The 16,882-nt window shown below is 63.2% G+C and carries 16 protein-coding genes and 1 pseudogene; 6 read left to right on the top strand and 11 right to left on the bottom strand.

Features of this window, described 5'->3' with window-relative positions; genetic code table 11:
• Positions 1-92: 92 nt before the first annotated feature.
• On the bottom strand, positions 93-386 hold the full coding sequence (locus FJV83_RS08335) for an HlyU family transcriptional regulator (RefSeq protein WP_095792876.1): 294 nt from the start codon (positions 384-386) through the stop codon (positions 93-95).
• Positions 387-633: 247 nt separating this feature from the next.
• On the opposite strand from FJV83_RS08335, the gene FJV83_RS08330 reads away from it, so the two are divergent.
• Positions 634-1,422, top strand: coding sequence for a CmcI family methyltransferase (locus FJV83_RS08330; RefSeq protein WP_246691818.1), 789 nt, complete (start codon positions 634-636; stop codon positions 1,420-1,422).
• 85 nt (positions 1,423-1,507) lie between these two features.
• Here the strand turns inward: FJV83_RS08330 and FJV83_RS08325 are convergent, their stop codons facing one another.
• The 9 genes from FJV83_RS08325 to FJV83_RS08285 all read right to left on the bottom strand — a co-directional run bounded on the left by FJV83_RS08325 (position 1,508) and on the right by FJV83_RS08285 (position 11,267).
• Positions 1,508-2,284 (bottom strand): TylF/MycF/NovP-related O-methyltransferase, encoded by a 777-nt coding sequence (locus FJV83_RS08325; protein WP_142885991.1) that lies wholly within the window; start codon positions 2,282-2,284, stop codon positions 1,508-1,510.
• Positions 2,285-2,529: 245 nt separating this feature from the next.
• Positions 2,530-3,171 (bottom strand): TetR/AcrR family transcriptional regulator, encoded by a 642-nt coding sequence (locus FJV83_RS08320; RefSeq protein ID WP_095789150.1) that lies wholly within the window; start codon positions 3,169-3,171, stop codon positions 2,530-2,532.
• 282 nt (positions 3,172-3,453) lie between these two features.
• Entirely contained in the window at positions 3,454-4,125 is a 672-nt protein-coding gene (locus FJV83_RS08315) for a PadR family transcriptional regulator (protein ID WP_142885992.1), read from the bottom strand.
• A gap of 154 nt (positions 4,126-4,279) precedes the next feature.
• Positions 4,280-4,672, bottom strand: coding sequence for a DCC1-like thiol-disulfide oxidoreductase family protein (locus tag FJV83_RS08310; RefSeq protein WP_142885993.1), 393 nt, complete (start codon positions 4,670-4,672; stop codon positions 4,280-4,282).
• A 13-nt stretch (positions 4,673-4,685) separates the two neighbouring features.
• On the bottom strand, positions 4,686-5,744 hold the full coding sequence (locus FJV83_RS08305) for a DMT family transporter (protein WP_142885994.1): 1,059 nt from the start codon (positions 5,742-5,744) through the stop codon (positions 4,686-4,688).
• A 211-nt stretch (positions 5,745-5,955) separates the two neighbouring features.
• On the bottom strand, positions 5,956-6,249 hold the full coding sequence (locus FJV83_RS08300) for a GYD domain-containing protein (protein WP_027047268.1): 294 nt from the start codon (positions 6,247-6,249) through the stop codon (positions 5,956-5,958).
• A 183-nt stretch (positions 6,250-6,432) separates the two neighbouring features.
• Positions 6,433-8,457 carry an RNA polymerase sigma factor RpoD gene (gene rpoD / locus FJV83_RS08295; RefSeq protein WP_095773647.1) on the bottom strand — a complete coding sequence of 675 codons (2,025 nt, stop codon included), beginning with the start codon at positions 8,455-8,457 and terminating at the stop codon, positions 6,433-6,435.
• A 366-nt stretch (positions 8,458-8,823) separates the two neighbouring features.
• Positions 8,824-10,758, bottom strand: coding sequence for a DNA primase (gene dnaG / locus FJV83_RS08290; protein ID WP_095789148.1), 1,935 nt, complete (start codon positions 10,756-10,758; stop codon positions 8,824-8,826).
• A 140-nt stretch (positions 10,759-10,898) separates the two neighbouring features.
• Positions 10,899-11,267: an RcnB family protein gene (locus tag FJV83_RS08285; RefSeq protein ID WP_095792873.1), complete on the bottom strand. Its 369-nt coding sequence runs from the start codon at positions 11,265-11,267 to the stop codon at positions 10,899-10,901.
• 384 nt (positions 11,268-11,651) lie between these two features.
• Here FJV83_RS08285 and FJV83_RS08280 point away from each other — a divergent pair, with 384 nt between their 5' ends.
• The 5 genes and pseudogenes from FJV83_RS08280 (at position 11,652) to FJV83_RS08260 (ending at position 16,192) form a co-directional block, all read left to right on the top strand.
• A complete protein-coding gene (locus FJV83_RS08280; RefSeq protein WP_095773644.1) occupies positions 11,652-13,316 on the top strand; it encodes a Na/Pi cotransporter family protein in 1,665 nt (554 codons plus the stop codon).
• A 130-nt stretch (positions 13,317-13,446) separates the two neighbouring features.
• Entirely contained in the window at positions 13,447-13,656 is a 210-nt protein-coding gene (locus FJV83_RS08275; RefSeq protein WP_095773643.1) for a DUF2061 domain-containing protein, read from the top strand.
• 148 nt (positions 13,657-13,804) lie between these two features.
• Positions 13,805-14,989 (top strand): MFS transporter, encoded by a 1,185-nt coding sequence (locus FJV83_RS08270; RefSeq protein ID WP_142877175.1) that lies wholly within the window; start codon positions 13,805-13,807, stop codon positions 14,987-14,989.
• Positions 14,990-14,998: 9 nt separating this feature from the next.
• Positions 14,999-15,094: pseudogene (locus FJV83_RS36905) on the top strand (MerR family transcriptional regulator); the annotation flags it as partial.
• Positions 15,095-15,160: 66 nt separating this feature from the next.
• The gene (locus FJV83_RS08260; protein WP_142885995.1) at positions 15,161-16,192 is read left to right on the top strand and encodes a P1 family peptidase; all 1,032 of its coding nucleotides are present in this window, start codon (positions 15,161-15,163) and stop codon (positions 16,190-16,192) included.
• 107 nt (positions 16,193-16,299) lie between these two features.
• On the opposite strand, the gene FJV83_RS08255 is transcribed toward FJV83_RS08260, so the two are convergent.
• Positions 16,300-16,857 carry a GNAT family N-acetyltransferase gene (locus FJV83_RS08255; RefSeq protein ID WP_142885996.1) on the bottom strand — a complete coding sequence of 186 codons (558 nt, stop codon included), beginning with the start codon at positions 16,855-16,857 and terminating at the stop codon, positions 16,300-16,302.
• Positions 16,858-16,882 lie beyond the last annotated feature (25 nt).

Genomic DNA, 16,882 nt, shown 5'->3' with positions numbered 1-16,882 from the left:
TCGAAGCTACAGACGGCGAAAGACCCTGTAACGTCTTCAAAAACTAGGGGTGACGATAAGCTGGATTTATGCAGGCTCCACGTGGCCGAGCCCTAGCCGAAAATCCGCTCGCCCTGTTCATCGACCAGCTGGATGCCCTTCTTGATCGAGATGTCGACGGCGTCGTCGAGGCCGGCGAAGCGGTCGGCGCGGATGAATTTGTGCTCCTTCACCACGCCGTCGATCTCCTTGGAGACGATGCCGCAGGTCTGGTACTGGCCATCGTTCTTGTAGGGTGTGGCACTGATCAGGAAACCCTTGTGCTCGACCTGCTTGGCGGGTGCGGCACTCTTGGGCTCGGCCGCTTCACCGCCGCCACCGCCGAAAAGACGTTTCAGAAAAGACATGGCTCAAATCTCCTTGTTCGCCCTGCGATCGCGGCCTGCCCTGTTCGCGATTCACGACGCTGTTGTCCCAGCATGCGCGAATGTGCCGCCGCGTTCCAGCCCCCTCTCACTGTTCCGCCCCTGTCCTGACGACCGGTGCTGCGTTGCGGGAGGCGCATGGGAATTTAATCACGATCGGCAATATACCGGTGCGTGCCATGAATGTCCTTGAATATGGGTGGCGATATTTCGTACCAGTAAGCCGTTCATGACCAGCGAGTTGCGACCCCGTTGCTACACCGGCTTCGGCAAGTATCTTCTGAACCGCCAACCGACCCGCTCACGCTGTGTCGCGGCGGCATACCGGATAATCGGGTTTGACGTTGGCTTGAAGGACAACCGTATGATTGAACGTCTTGCCACCGGAAGCGCATTGCTTGGTGTACCGCTTGCGACGATTCAAGACGGCACCTTGCGCTACACCTACAAGGGCGTGCCCACCTACAAAAATCCATTCGATCTGGCGCTGTACCAAATGCTGCTTTGGCAGCAGAAGCCCAGGACATTGATCGAGATCGGCTCCAAATGGGGCGGCAGCGCGCTCTGGTTTGCCGATATCATGCTCAGCTTCGGCGTCGACTGCGTCATTCACTCGATCGACATCACGCCGCCCTCGATCAGCGTGCCGGGCGTGACGTTTCATCGTGGCGACGGTCGCGACCTGGCGGCAACCTTACCGGCGGATCTGATCGAGAGCCTCCCCAGACCGATGTTCGTCATCGAGGATGCGGACCATCATTGCGAGACGACGCTCGCCGTGCTGCGCTTCTTCGATCGTTGGCTGGTTGCGGGAGAGTATATTGCCGTCGAGGACGGTATTGTCGACGATCTTTATGGTCCAGAATTTGTCGCCAAGCTGATGGGCGGCCCACGCCGTGCGGTCGAGCTGTTCTTGCGCGATCGTGGGCAGGACTATGAAATCGATACCGGCCTTTGCGACCACTTCGGCACCAATGTGACCTGGAACGTCAACGGCTATCTCCGTCGCGTTCGCTAGAGCAATTGCAGAAAAGTGTGAAGCGGTTTTCCCGGGAAAAGCGCTTAGCGCTTGCCCTTGGGAATTGCGTAAAAGGAAAATACTCTCACTCCTTGCGCCACCAGGATCCGGTCCAGTCGACCTCCTGCATCGGTGCCGTGATGCCGTGTTGATCGCGAAAATCGATCACCGCGCGCTGGCATGGATCGAGAGCGCGATCGTCGATGATGACAACACCGCCCTGGGACAATTTGGGGTAAAGGGAATTCAGCGCCACAATGGTCGACTCGTAAAGATCGCCGTCGAGCCGCAGCAGCGCGAACGGCCCGGCCGACAGCGACGGCAGGGTGTCGCTGAACATCCCTTCTACGAACACGACCTGCTCGTCGAGCAGCCCATAGCGTGAGAAATTGTCCTTGACCGTCTCCAGCGAGACGGCCAGTTCCTTGAACACGTTAAGGTTCCACCCGGTATCCCAGGGATAGAGCTCTTCGTTTGGCGCCGGCAGGCCGGCGAACGAGTCCACGACATAGACCTTGCGGTCGTGGATCTGGTTCGCGGCAAGAACGCCGCGCATCAGGATGCAGCAGCCACCGCGCCAGACGCCCGTTTCGATGAAGTCGCCAACGATGCCGTCGTCCAGCACCTGCTGTGATAGATTGCGCAAGCTCTCGAGACGCGCCTGGCCGACCATCGTGTGAGCCTGCGTTGGCCAATCCTTGCCGATCGCGCGGGTTTTCGGGTTGAACGGCTCGACCACCATCGGCTGAACCTCCGGGTTGATCGCGGGATCCTGGTAAATCGTGTTGAGCAATATCCTGATCAGGAGATCAAGATACAATTCCCACGCTGCTGGAGTTGAATCGTTGACTGTCGTCATCATCCGGCCCTTCATTGCTCCGATCTGCCACGTTCGCGAATCCGCGCGACGCGTCAACCCTCAACGTCAAGGCAATTGCTCAGGACGATGTCCTGCGCGAGCGTTTGGAATGCAGCCGATCCTGAACGAGTTGACAATGGTGAGCAGACGAAGACCGTCTATTGCAAGGCCGGTGGCTCAAAGGTCTGGTCAAAGCGCCGGCCTTCAGCTTGGCTTGCCGAAGGCCTGCACGCCATCAACGTCTCGATTCACGACGCTGTTGTCCCAGCATGCGCGAATGTACCGCCGCGTTCCAGCCCCCTGATGAAGACGGCGACCAGCAGCTCGATCTGCCGGTCGATCTCGTCGGCCTGCCGGCGAACGGACCTGCCGGCGTAGCCGCTGGTGACTATGCCATGCACGCTTGACCACAATGTGCGCGCGGCGATCCGGCGGGTGTCGTCGTCGAGGTCGAAATCGCCGCCGGCGAGCACGCCGGCAATGATCTCGAACAGCTGGTCGAGCCGCGCCTCATAGGCATCCGGCTCGGTCAGCGTCGGACGCCGCCTGTTGAAGGCGAGCAGCGCCGGCCAGCTGCCGGGATGCGCTTCGACAAAACGCACATAGGCGCCGGCCAGTGCCAGCAGGCGCTGGCGCACGTCGGTGATGCCGCGCTGGGAAAGATCGGCCATCGCCGCCGCCCCTGCCGCGCCCAGCCGGTCGAGCAGCCGCATGTTGACGGCACGATGCACCCCGTCGAGGTCGGAAAACAGATTGTAGACCGAGCCGACCGAAATGCCCGCCTGCTCGGCGATGGTCCTGGCCTTCAGATTGTCCATGCCGCCCTCGTTGAGCAGCACCTCGGCAATCGCCAGCACCCGCTCGCCTGTTTCTTCCCTGTCCAGCGCCATGCTTGTCCTCATGGATGCCGTGCCCTCGGCCCGGCTGTTCGAACCACGATCGTCCCTCCGTCTACCACATCCGGGATTTCGTGAACAGTGTTCAAAAACAGGTCTGAACGATGTTCATTTCCTGGTACGAGCGCCTGTCGGCCGAGATGACCGCCAAGATCGAGAAGGCCCGCAACGAAAGGCTGATCAGCGAATATGTCGGCAAGGAATGATCCGCATTCGCGCTGACGCAAAAAAGCCCGGGTCGACCCGGGCTCTTTTCATGCATTTATTGCATCTGGATCAGCGGTGCGTCAGAGCTTCCAGCGCTTCCGCCGCGGCTTCGAGAATGGCGATCGCCTCGGCCTGCTTTTCGGCCGGGGCATCGACGATGTCGCCCAGGGCAGCGCGCAGGCGGTGGCGGATGGCGCGGAATTCGTCGCGCGTTTCCGAACGCTCGCCACGCCCGCCCCGGCCACCGCGGCGGTCCTCGCCATCATCGTTCCAGCCGAACCAGTCGCGTGCCTTGGCCATCTTGCGGCCAAAGCGCTCGAGGTGGTCGAGCACGCCGTCGATCATCTCGCGATTGTCGGCAAGATGCGCCTGCCCGGCCTCGGTGATGGAAAACACCTTCTTGTTGCCTTCGCTCGACGAGACGGCATAGCCGGCCTCTTCCAGGAAGGTCAGCGTCGGGTAGACCACGCCCGGGCTCGGGCTGTAGATGCCGCTTGTGCGCTCTTCCAGCGCCTTGATGATGTCGTAGCCATGGCGCGGCGCCTCGGCCAGCAGCGAAAGCGTGATCAACTTGAGGTCGCCGTCGGCCAGCATGCGGCCGGCGCGGAACATGTCGCCAGGGCCACCGCGTCCGCCGCCGCGACCGCCGTGGCCGAACGGACCAAAGCCGCCGCCTCTGCCACCGAATTTGCCGGCCATGTGCATGAACATGCGTTCGCCGAAATGACTATGTCTGTGCATGATTGCTCCTTGAGTTCTATCTTACGATATATCTTAATTAGGCACCTGCCCTGCTGGTGTCAAGATATATCTTACGATGTATCGGAATGCGCCGCCAGCCGGATCGGCCTTCCCGGGTCTTGTCGTTGCAGACGACGGAGTTGGATGCGTTCGGCTACCAGCGGCCCTTGCGCCGGTTCCAGGCGTAGAGCAGGTCGGCGAACCGGTCATAGGCAAGTCGTGTCAACGGCAAGGCAACCGGATTACCGAAAAGCGCGGCCAGCCAGCCCTCGCCCGGTGTCGCTTGCCATATGGCAATCGCGACGTCGGCGCCGACCAGCAGCCGGCCGGCCGCGTCGGTGGCGTGCAGCCGGCGGCGGATGTCCTCCAGCGAGGCGCCAAAACGGCCAAGTGCCGCCGGCTCCAGATTGATGTCGCGAAACTCGATCCGCCCTGCCTGGACCGCTTCGATCAGCCGCCGCTTTTGCCAGCTGATGCCCGCATCGCAGACAGGGCATCGCGTGTTGTACCAAACGGTCAGTTCAGGCTTGGGTGTTTGCTTGAGCATGATGTTGGCATGCTCAGCCGTGGCTATGCCGATGATGCAGGTCCGGATAATGCGGATGCCGGTGGCGCATCAGCGCGTGCCGGTGCCAGTGCGAATGCGGCTCGCTCACCGGCCCGTCATGATCGTGCTGGTGGTGCTCGTCATGCACATGGCTGTGCTCATGTTCCAGCGCCTCATGGTCGTGCTCGTGCTCATGGCGTTCCGACAGATGCAGCCACAGGCCGACACCCATCAGAAGCCCCGCGATCACCAGTTTGAGAGTGACGGCATCGCCCAGCATGACGATGGCCACAACCGCACCGATGAACGGAGCGAGCGAATAATAGGCGCCTGTGCGCGCCGTCCCGAGATGGCGCAGCGCCAGGATGAACATCGCCAAGCTGACGCCGATACCGAGGAAGCCGACCGCGGCCGTGGCCGCGACAATGGATATCGTGGGAAACGACGCCCCGGCGGCAAGCGCCAATCCGACATTGGCCGCACCCGCCACCAGGCCTTTCAGCATGGCGATCACCACGGGGTCGGTGGCTGAAATCCTGCGCGTGAAATTGTTGTCCAGCCCCCAGGCCACGCAAGCCCCCGCGACCAGCAGGGCGCCCGGGTTGAAAGCAACGCCGCCGCCGTCCCATGACAACAGCACCGCGCCCGCCAGAATGGCGAAGGCGCCAAAAAGCAGGCGCCGGTCGACATTCTCGCGATAGACGAGCCAGGCGATCGCCATGGTCGCCAACCCTTCCAGGTTGAGCAGCAGCGCTGAACTGGATGCCGTGTTGAGGCTGAGGCCGAACATCAACAGCACCGGCGCGAGGATGCCACCCATGCCGATTGCCAGCGCCAGCCAGGGGATATCCCGGGCGGCCAGTTGCGCTTCGCCAGCCGCCGCCTGCCTGCCGCGAAGCAAGCGATAGAGAGCGAGGCCGAGACCGGCGCCAAGATAGAGCAGGCCGGCCAGCATGAAGGGGTTCACGGCGTCGAGCAGCAGCTTGGAAAGCGGCGGCGTCGCGCCGAACAGAGCGGCCGAGCCAAGGGCGAGCGGCACGCCGGGCCAAAGATGCGAATGTGTTTCGGACATCATCTCACCCTATGACAGCCGCGCATGGCCTCGGTGCATCCGTTGTCGCGAAACAGCGCCCCACTCTTATCAAGGCAAGGCTGCCAGCCAGTATCGAGACTTTCTTCATCGCGATCCTCTGGCCGCAGTTTATCACGGCAAAGCGTCCTGTCCTGCGGCAAAGCGCCGTCAGGCCGGGTATCTTGTCGTCGCCTTCGAACCCTGCCGCCTGCTATCCAAGCGACGAGATGATCTCGCGGTAGGCGAATTCGGGGAAGGCTTTCAGCGTCCGCGTCCGGATGTTGCCGGCGGCCGCCAGCATCAGCGAGAAACGCGCCAGGACCGCATCGTCGGGTGCTTCCACCACCGCCACCATGTCGTATTCACCCATCGTCAGGTAGAACGCCTTGAACGAGCCGCCCATGTCGCCCAATTGTTTCCTGGCGGCATCAAGCCGTTTCGGCGAATCCCGCACATTCTTCGCGCCCTGCTCCGTCCAGTTCATCAGCACGATGTAGCTTGTCACGGCACACCTCCCTCCGGGGCCACGGAGCACGGCGTCTTCGCCGGGGCGGGCATCCGGGTTGTCGCCCAGAAAATGCATCCGACCTGGAAATTATCCTCCCGATGGATGCGAGCCGCAAGAGCGCGTGTCACAAACGAAAAAGGGCGCCAGGGGGCGCCCTTTTGTTCTTGTTTTCGGTATGTCTCAGCTGTCGAGGAAGCTGCGCAGCTTGCGCGACCTGCTCGGGTGCTTGAGCTTGCGCAATGCCTTGGCTTCGATCTGGCGAATACGCTCGCGGGTGACCGAGAACTGCTGGCCGACTTCTTCCAGCGTGTGGTCTGTGTTCATGCCGATGCCGAAGCGCATGCGCAGAACGCGCTCCTCGCGCGGCGTCAGCGAGGCCAGAACGCGCGTGGTGGTCTCGCGCAGATTGGCCTGGATCGCGGCGTCGATCGGCAGGATTGCCATCTTGTCCTCGATGAAGTCGCCCAGATGCGAATCCTCCTCGTCGCCGACCGGCGTTTCGAGCGAGATCGGCTCCTTGGCGATCTTCAACACCTTGCGCACTTTTTCGAGCGGCATGGCGAGCTTTTCGGCCAGTTCCTCCGGCGTCGGCTCGCGGCCGATCTCGTGCAGCATCTGGCGCGAGGTGCGCACGATCTTGTTGATCGTCTCGATCATGTGCACCGGAATGCGGATGGTGCGCGCCTGGTCGGCGATCGAACGCGTGATCGCCTGCCGGATCCACCACGTCGCGTAGGTCGAGAACTTGTAGCCGCGGCGGTATTCGAACTTATCGACCGCCTTCATCAGGCCGATATTGCCTTCCTGGATCAGGTCGAGGAACTGCAGGCCGCGATTGGTGTATTTCTTGGCGATCGAGATGACGAGGCGCAGATTGGCCTCGACCATTTCCTTCTTGGCGATCGCGGCTTCGCGCTCGCCCTTCTGCACCTGGTTGACGATCTTGCGGAATTCCAGGATCGAGATCGCCGTTTCAGTGGCCAGATGCTGGATCTCGGCACGCAGGTCCTTGATCGCATCCTTCTCGTTCTTGGTGAATTCCTTCCAGCCGCGCGAGGTCAGGTTGCCGATCGCGCGCGTCCAGTTGGGGTCGAGTTCGGAACCCTGATATTCCTTCAGGAACTCCTCGCGGCGCACGCCATAGCTTTCGGCGAGGCGCAGCAGCTTGCCCTCGTTCTGCACCAGGCGTTTGTTGATGTCGTAGAGCTGCTCGACCAGCGCCTCGATGCGCGCCGTGTTGAGCGACAGCGACTTCACCGCCTTGATCAACTGGTCCTTCAGCTCCTTCAGCCGGCGGTCCTGGCTGGGCGACAGCGTGCCGGCGGCGGCCAGACGGTTCTCGACCTGCTGGTCCTGCAGCTTGCGCAGCTTCTTGTAGGTGTCGGCGATGACGTCGAGCGTCTCCATCACCTGCGGACGCAGTTCGGCTTCCATCGCCGCCAGCGACAGGCTCGCTTCGTCCTCGTCTTCCTCGTCATCGTCCCCGATGCCGCGCGTATCGGTGCCGACATTGGTGATGTCGTCTTCCTCGTCGCGTCCGCGCCGCGGCTTTTCCTCGGCCTTGGGCGCTTCCTCGATGCGCTCGACCACCGGCGCCTGCTTGGCCTCCGGGCCGGCATAGGTGGCTTCGAGATCGATGATCTCGCGCAGCAGGATCTTGGATTCGTTGAGCTCGTCGCGCCAGATGATGATGGCCTGGAAGGTCAGCGGGCTTTCGCACAGGCCCGCGATCATCGTCTCGCGGCCGGCCTCGATGCGCTTGGCAATGGCGATTTCGCCCTCGCGCGACAGCAGCTCGACCGAGCCCATCTCGCGCAGATACATGCGCACCGGATCGTCGGTGCGGTCGGTCGGCTCTTTCTTGGTTGTGGTGGCGGCGACCGCCGTGCCGGTCTGTTCGGCCAGCTCGTTGGCGTCTTCCTCGGCGTCCGCCGCGGTGTCGCCGGCCTCGGCCTCTTCGCCCTGCTCGTCATCCTCGACGACGTTGATGCCCATGTCGGACAGCATCGCCATCGTGTCCTCGATCTGCTCGGAGGTCACTTCCTCGGAAGGCAGCACCGAATTCAGCTCGTCCATCGTGACATAGCCGCGCTTCTTGGCGGCCTTGATCATCTTCTTGACAGCATCATCGGAAAGGTCGAGCAGAGGGCCATCGGTGGCGCCTTCGCGTTCGGTCTCGACCTCTTCCTTTTCCTTAGTCGCCATAATTTTTATCTTCTCCTAGCGGCCGGGCATCGGGGCCGCGTAAGCTGTCGGACCAGTCAAATCGGATAGGCTCGTTTTGAAACGCGCTTCACCGGGCCACTAACTTCATTGATCGTTAAGTCCAGATTAACCCTGATATCTGTGGCAGGCTGCCTGCCTGTCCAGTGACCAGTACCTCACATCGCTCATTTCCCGTCGGCGCGGGTGCGGGTTAACGTTTCGAATCGTCCTGATTCCGCCATTCTGTCTGAAGGTCAAGCGCCTCTGGCATGATTCGCATGAAAAAAGCGAATCAATTACCCGACTTAGCGCGCCTTGCTCCGCTGGGAAGCCCGGCCACGCTCTCATTCTTGCACTCAGCTGCACTTAGGCTCGCCCAGCCCTGCCCGACGAAACGCCGAATCCTTCGATCAGCGCTTCCGTCGCCTGCACATCCTGAAATTGCGCCTGAATTTCGATCAGATGGCGGAAGTTTTCGTCCGAGGGATCCGCTTCGAGCGCCGCTTCCGCCTGTTTCAGCTCCTTATGTAAGGTGCGCGCGCTGCGCTGCAAGTGCAGTGCCTGGTTCAGAGCGTCACGGGCGTCGTCAAGTGCTGCCGTCTCCAGCGCCGGCCATTGCCGCGCCCGCCGGATCAGGCCGACCGCGCGCTCCCAGATCTCGGCGCAGCCGGCACGCTCGATCGTCGCCACCACGGCGTGGCGGTCATTGGCCATGTCGTGCGCCATTGCGTCAAGGATGGCGGCGTGCAGCCGCTGCAGATCGGAATTGGCAAGGTCGAGAAATTCGACATGGGCGAAATTCTCGTCGATCAGCGCCGGATGGTTGACCAGCGCCACGATGATCGTCGCCTCGCGCACAGACATCCCTTCGCTGCCGCGCTTGACCAGCGCCGACTGGCCGAGGCTTTCGGTGATCGCCATGCGACCGCCGCCAGGCTTGGCGAACTGGCCGCCGGGTGCGACTGCCTTGCCCTGCCCCGGTTTCCAGTCCTGGCGTCCTTGCCGCGCATCGCGCTGCGAGCCGAAGAAGCTCTTTTCCCGCTCGCGCATTTCCTGCTGGTAGTGAAAGCGCGTGCTTTCGTCGCGGATGCGGCTGGTCAACTCCCGCAGCGTCTTTCCCAGTTCCGCCCGCCGCTCCGGCGTGTCGAAGACACCGCCAGCTGTCTCGCGCATCCACAAAAGGTCGACCAGCGGCCGCGCATCGGCAAGCACTGCGCGGAACGCGTCCGGCCCTTCGGCCTTGACGAGGTCGTCGGGATCCTTGCCTTCCGGCAGCAGCGCAAAACGCGCCGAGCGCCCGGCCTGCACCGACGGTAACGCCAGATCCGCCGCACGCCATGCCGCCTTCAACCCGGCCTTGTCGCCGTCGAAGCACAGCATCGGTTCGGGCGCCATGCGCCACAGCAATTCAAGCTGGTTTTCGGTAAGCGCGGTGCCAAGCGGCGCCACGGCATTCTCGAAGCCGGCCTGCGCCAGCGCGATGACATCCATATAGCCTTCGACCGCAATGACCGTGCCGCCCTTGGCCAGCGCCTTTCGCGCCCGGGCGAAATTGTAGAGCACATTGCCCTTGTGGAAGAGCTCGGTGTCGGGCGAGTTCATGTATTTGGCCAGCGCATCGGGCGCCAGCGCCCGGCCGCCAAAGGCGATGATCTTGCCGCGCGAATCCGGTATCGGGAACATGATGCGGTCGCGGAACCAGTCATAGGAGACCGGAATGTCGTCGCCATGGCGCACCAGCCCGCAGGCTTCGATATCGGCCTTCGGCACGCCTTTTGCCGCGAGATGCTCCTTCAGCGCGTTGCGGCTGTCCGGCGCGTAGCCCAGCCGGAACGACTGCTGCGTCGCCGGCGTCAGCCCGCGGTCCCTGAGATAGGCTCGGGCCTTTGCCCCCTCAGGCCCCTGCAGCCGCTCCTGGAAGAAGGCGGTCGCCATCTCCATGACGTCGGTCAGGCTGGCGCGTTCCTGCTCGCGCCGCTCTTCCTGGGCGTCGCGCACCGGCATCGGCACGCCGGCCATGTCGGCGATCTTTTCGACCGCTTCGGGGAAACTCATTCCGTCGAGTTCGGTCAGGAATTTGAAATGATCGCCCGAGACCGAGCAGCCGAAACAATGATAGCGGCCCTTCTTGTCCTCGCAGTGGAAGGACGGGCTCTTCTCGCCATGGAACGGGCAGCAGGCCCAAAAGTCGCCACGCGACGCGTTGGTCTTCCTGCGATCCCACGCGACGCGCTGGCCGATAACCGATGAAATCGGCACGCGGTCGCGGATCTCGTCGAGAAAGGCGGGCGGAAAGCGCATTGAGGGAACTCGTTTCCCCACCATATAATCATGCCAGCGAAATCCGACGACCCCCAATACCGGCCATACCCGGTTTCCACAGGGTAAAAGGAAGGGCGGCCGTTACAGGCCGCCCTTCCTTCTCAGCCCGGTTGCGGCGCTTACTGCGCGGCGAGCGCGCCGAAGATGACGCCCGAGAGGATGCCGACCAGCACATAGTCGTTGCCGACGCGGATCCATTCCTGGCCGCGGCCGGGACGATGCAGGCCGTAGCGGCCATAGTCGCGGATCGGCCGGTGCTGCCTCCAGCCGGAATATTTCTGGCCATTGCGCCAGTGGTTCCGCTTCACGACGACTTTCTTCTTGAAGACGCGCTTCCTCACATCATCGTGGTGGCCCGGCTTCTGCCAGTCGACCTTGGTGTAATTCGACTGCGGCACGACCGGCGCGTTCATCGGCGCGGCCTGGCCGGCAAGTGAGGTGGCGGCCAGCATCGAGACGGCGACGACAGAAAGAACAATGCGCTTCATGAGAAATCTCCTTGGTTGTCGATGCCCGAGGAATAGCGGCCGGCGGATGAACTGAAACTGAACGCCGGCATTACAATTGTGTAATGAAATCTTCTGCTTATTGCCGATACTTGAACATCATCGCAAAGATGAGTGTCGGCCACTCGGCAAAACAACCGTTCCAGACCGGCCAAAGCCCGGCCGTGCAACCATTCGCGCACCCATCCATTTCCCGACACGGCCTGTCGCGCCGCGACGGCCTCTTGAAATCGACAAAGTTTTATTACCCGGCTAAAATATTCCGGCTATTATTCACAGTGTCATGACCATGATTCGAACCCTTGCTTTTCCGCCTGTTGGCCGCGCCGTCCGCACTGCGTGCCCTGTCCGCATGCAGGCGCCGAAATGAGCGGTTCCGTCGTCCTTTTGCATCTGGCCGGCGCCGTGGCGCTGATGCTGTTTGCCACCCGCATGGTGAAGACCGGCGTCGAGCGCGCCTATGGCGATGTGCTGCGCCACAGGCTGCGCGCCACCATGCGCAATCCGATCATGGCGGTGCTGGCCGGCACCGGCCTCGCCATCGCCCTGCAGAGTTCGACCGCCGTGACGCTTTTGGTCGGCTCCTTCGCCGGTTCCGGTATCGTCTCGGGCGCTGCCGGCCAATTGGCCGTGCGCGGCGCCGAGATCGGCTCGGCGCTCGTGGTCAAGCTGCTGACCTTCGACCTCACGCTGCTGGTGCCGCTCTGCCTGATCACCGGCACGGTGATGTTCATGGCGACCGAGCGGCGCGACTGGCGCCAGACCGGCCGCATCCTGGTCGGCATCGGCCTCTTGATCCTGTCGCTGGAAATGATCGGCCAGGCGTCGGAGCCGCTGCGCAACAGCCAGCTGATGCCGGTCATCATCAACTACTTCTCCAGCGATTCCATCACCGCCTATCTCCTGGCGGCGCTGATCACCTGGCTGTTCCAGTCGAGCATCGCCGCGGTGCTTTTGATGGCGACGCTGGCCGGCCGCGGCCTGATCAGCCCGGAACTCGGCGTCGTCCTCATCCTCGGCGTCAATCTCGGCTCCTCCATCATCGCGCCGATGCTGACGCGCTCGGCCGGACCCGCCGTGCGCGTCGTGCCGATCGGCAATCTGCTGATGCGCGGGCTCGGCTCGCTGGTCATTTTGGTCCTTTTCATGATCGTCCGGCCGCATGTCGGCTTCCTCGGCACCACGGCGGCTGACCAGATCGTCAACGCCCACATCCTGTTCAACGTCATCATCCTGCTGGCAGGCCTGCCGCTGGCCGGCTTCGTCTACCGCGCCTCGGAGAAGATCGTCGCGCTCGGCACCAAGGCAGCGCCGGCTGCCTCGCTCGACGTCATCGAACTGTCCGCGCTCAACGAAAGCGCGCTCGATGTGCCGAGCCAGGCGCTGGCCAATGCCACGCGCGAGGTGGTGCGGGTCTGCGAGACGGTCGAGATCATGCTGAAGCGCATCATTGAGCTCTATGAGAGTGCCGACGCCGACAAGATCAAGGCGCTGGCCGCCCTCGACGACCGTGTCGACCGTAAACATGCGGCGATCAAACTCTACCTCGCCAAGGTCACCAAGAACCCGCTGACCGAGGACGAGGCGCTGCGCTGCCAGGAACTGATCGGCGCCTGTGTCAAGCTCGAGCAGGTCGGCGACATCATCGTGCGCAACATGCTGGTGCATGTGAAGAAGAAGGTCGATCGCGGGCTGGAATTCACCGACGAGGGATGGAGCGAATTGTGCGCCTTCCACGGCTCGGTGCTGGCCAATGCAAGGCTTGCCTTCAACGTGCTGGTCTCGCGCGACCCCGAAACAGCGCGCCAGCTGGTGCTGGAGAAGGACCAGTTGCGCGACCGCGAGAAGGAAACCAGCGCCAGCCATTTCCTGCGGCTGCGCGAAGGCACCGCCAAAAGCGTCGAGACAAGCTCGATCCATCTCGACACCATCCGCGACCTCAAGCAGATCAATTCACTGCTGGCCTCGATGGCCTATCCGGTGCTCGAAGAGCGCGGCCTTCTCACAGGATCCCGACTGAAGGCCAGCTAGCGAGAAGGGATTTGCCACGGCGGCGTCAACTTGGGAACAAGCTTGCGTCGTTCCGGCTCGAACGGCAAAATTAGTCTTTGCTCACCCTGCCTCCCGTCGGCTAAGCATCCGATGCCCCGGGAGGAAATCGATGGATACCCATTCGCGCAGTTTCGCCAAGGCGCTTTCATGGCGCATGACCGGCACCATCGACACGATCATCATCTCGCTTGTGGTGACTGGCAGCGTCAAGCTGGCGGCCGCCATCGGCGTGACGGAGGTCTTCACCAAGTCGCTGCTCTATTATTTTCATGAGCGCGCATGGCTGAAGATCCCTTACGGCCGCAGGACCCCAGTCTAGGAGCTTGCCCACTGCCGGCATGCGCTGCGTGACCGATCGCGCCGGCGGCAAGGGGAGCAGTCAAGAAAAGCTAAAGTCGCGACAAAAATTTCTGGATTGCCCGCGCCTCCTATCCGTGGTTTGACGCCGTTCCAGCCAAGGCTTTCCCATGTCGCTTCCGCTCATTGCCCTGTTCATTGCCGCTTTTGCCTTCGGCACTACCGAATTCGTCATTGCCGGCGTGCTGCCGCAGGTGGCGGAAGGGCTCGGCGTTTCGGTTCCCTCCGCCGGCTACCTCGTCTCCGGCTATGCCTGCGGCATCGCCATTGGCGGTCCGCTGCTGGCGCTCGCCACCAAATCCCTGCCGCGCAAGACCTTGCTGCTCGGCCTCGCCATCGTCTTCACCATCGGCCAGGCGGCCTGTGCACTGGCGCCCGACTTTACCTCGATGCTGCTGCTGCGCATCGCCGTTGCCGTCGCGCACGGCGCCTATTTCGGCGTCGCCATGGTGGTCGCCGTCAGCCTCGTTCCCGAGGACAAGCGCGGCATGGCAGTGGCGGTCATCCTGTCCGGCCTCACCGTCTCCAACGTCATCGGCGTGCCGGCAGGCACCGCCATCGGCAACATCTGGGGCTGGCGCGCGACCTTCTGGGTGATGTGTGCGCTCGGCGTGGCGGCAACGCTGGCGATGACTGCCCTTCTGCCGCGCACCGCCGGATATCAGGCCAAACCGGCCGGGCTGGCGCGTGAGGTCCGCGTGCTGGCGCGCCAGCAGGTCTGGACCTCGCTGATCCTGATGCTCATGCTGATGCTCGGCCAGTTCTGCCTGTTCACCTACATCACGCCGACCTTGCTGGAGGTCACCGGGCTCGACGAAGACCTGGTGCCCTGGGTGCTGCTGCTCAACGGCGTCGGCGCCACGCTTGGCGTCTTCCTCGGCGGCAAGCTGTCCGACTGGAAGCTGATGCCGTCGCTGATCACCATGCTGGCCCTGCAGGCGGTGACGCTGGCAGTCATCTATGCCGTCAGCCCCTATCCCCTGCCGATGATCGTGGCGATCGTCATCTGGGGTGGCCTCAACTTCGCCATCGGCACGCCGATCCAGACCCGCATCCTGGCGTGGACGGCCGATGCGTCCAATCTCGCCTCATCGCTGATCCCGTCCGGCTTCAATGTCGGCATCGCGCTGGCAGCGTCATTGGGCGCCGCCATGCTCAATGCCGGCTATGGCTATCGCAGCTTGCCGGTGGTCGGCGCTTTCGCCATGCTGGTCGCCGTGGTGGTGGCTGTCACCTCCCAGGTCTGGGAAGCGCGCAGCAATGCCACGCCGCCGCTGACGGCACCGGCGGAATAGACCACGATCCGCATCGCCTCCTGCTGTGACGGCAAGACGGTCGGCGACTGCTATGTCATCCGCGCGCTGTCAGACCACGCGCTGTGTGCGGACGAGCATGTCTGATACGGAGATCCGGTCCGACGCGGGCCTCGGCCTGGGCGCGTGCCGTTCGTGAGACCAGGAGCAGACATGACGAGCACTGTCAGCGATTTCGGCTTGAGCTGCGGCAGCTTGCCGGCGGGCGCGCGCAATGCGATCACCGATGTGCCCGGTGTACGCGTCGGCCACTGCACACTGCGCAACGGCGACACCAACACCGGCGTGACCGCGATCCTGCCGCATGGCGGAAATCTGTTTCGCAAGAAGGTGACGGCGGCAAGCCATGTCATCAACGGCTTCGGCAAGACCACCGGCCTGGCGCAGGTGCAGGAGCTTGGCACCATCGAAACGCCTGTTCTCCTGACCAACACGCTCTCGGTCGGAACCTGCGCAACGGCGCTGATCCGCGACGCCATCCGCCAGAACCCGGATATCGGCCGCACCACCGGAACCGTCAATCCGGTGGTCGGCGAATGCAATGACGGTCCGCTGAACGACATCCAGGCCCTGGCGATATCAGAGGAACACGCCCTCGCCGCGCTGGCCGACGCGCATGCGGGCGAGGTCGAGCAAGGCAATGTCGGCGCCGGAACGGGAATGACTTGCTTCGGCTTCAAGGGCGGCATCGGCTCGGCGTCCAGAAGAATCGCGCTCGGCGGCGGCCATCATCTCGGCGTTCTCGTTCTGTCGAATTTCGGCAGACCCGGAGACCTCGTTCTGCCCGATGGGCGCCGGCCGGACCCAGGACAACCGGCCGCGGATGAGCGCGGCTCGGTCATGATCGTGCTGGCAACCGATGTGCCGCTCGAACACCGCCAGCTTGAAAGAGTGGCGCGCCGCGCCGGACCCGGCATCGCCAGGCTCGGCTCCTTCTGGGGCCATGGCAGTGGTGACATCGCCATCGCCTTCAGCACCGGCAATCTGGTCGACCACGATGAAAGCCGCGATCTGGTGCCGCTGCTCGCGCTCAATGAGTCGCGCATCGACATCCTTTTTCGCGCGGCGGCGGAAGCCACGCACGAGGCTGTGTTGAACTCCATGCTGTCGGCCGTGGCCTTCACCGGCAGGGCCGGCAAGCATCGCGCATCGCTGGCCGACTGGCTGCGCGATCAACAACGTTGATGCATGTCGCCCAAAAGTGACCTCGGTTTTGGGAACGCGACTTGCATAAAAAGACAGACCCGAAGCGCGCCATGCATCCGTTTCGATGTGACGCGCTTTAAGGCGACCTACAGCTCGATCCGGAACCGCAAACTCTCCGCCCCGCCGTAGGCGGCGTCCTCGAAGAAGCGTGCGACCAGCCTGCCGCCATTGGCCAGGATCACCTTGTGCGAGGCCGGATTGCCTGGCTTGGCGGTGATCTCGACACAGGGCAGGCCGACCGCCCTCGCCTCGTCCAGCATCAGCCGCAAGGCCTGCGTGGCGTAGCCGCGCCGCCGCTTCCACGGCACCACCGCATAGCCGATATGGCCAAGCACGTGCGAGGGCAGTTCCGCCGTGCCCTTTTGCCAGCGAAAGCCGATCGAGCCCGATGCCTCGCCATCCCAGATCCAGCGGCGGAAGCCCGGCAGGCGCGGCACTTGCGTGCCGTTGGGCAAGGTGATCGGGCCGCCCCTCGCTTCTGGGTCGTCGAGGCTGGCCAGGAAGGCCACCGGATCCTGCTCTATCTCCGCCAACTGCTCGCGCGTCGCCTCCTGGAGCCGGACATTGTCCGGCGACCAGCCGCGCTCGAGCGCCGCCTTGTAGGACGGCAGATGCTCAAGCGCCGGTTTGACGATCTCGATCATGATCCATGCTCCCTGGCAGCAGGCA

The organism is Mesorhizobium sp. WSM4307 (assembly GCF_007003945.1).
Lineage (GTDB): Bacteria > Pseudomonadota > Alphaproteobacteria > Rhizobiales > Rhizobiaceae > Mesorhizobium.
Note: the sequence above shows the minus strand (reverse complement) of the source record. Positions and strands in the feature narration are given on the sequence as shown.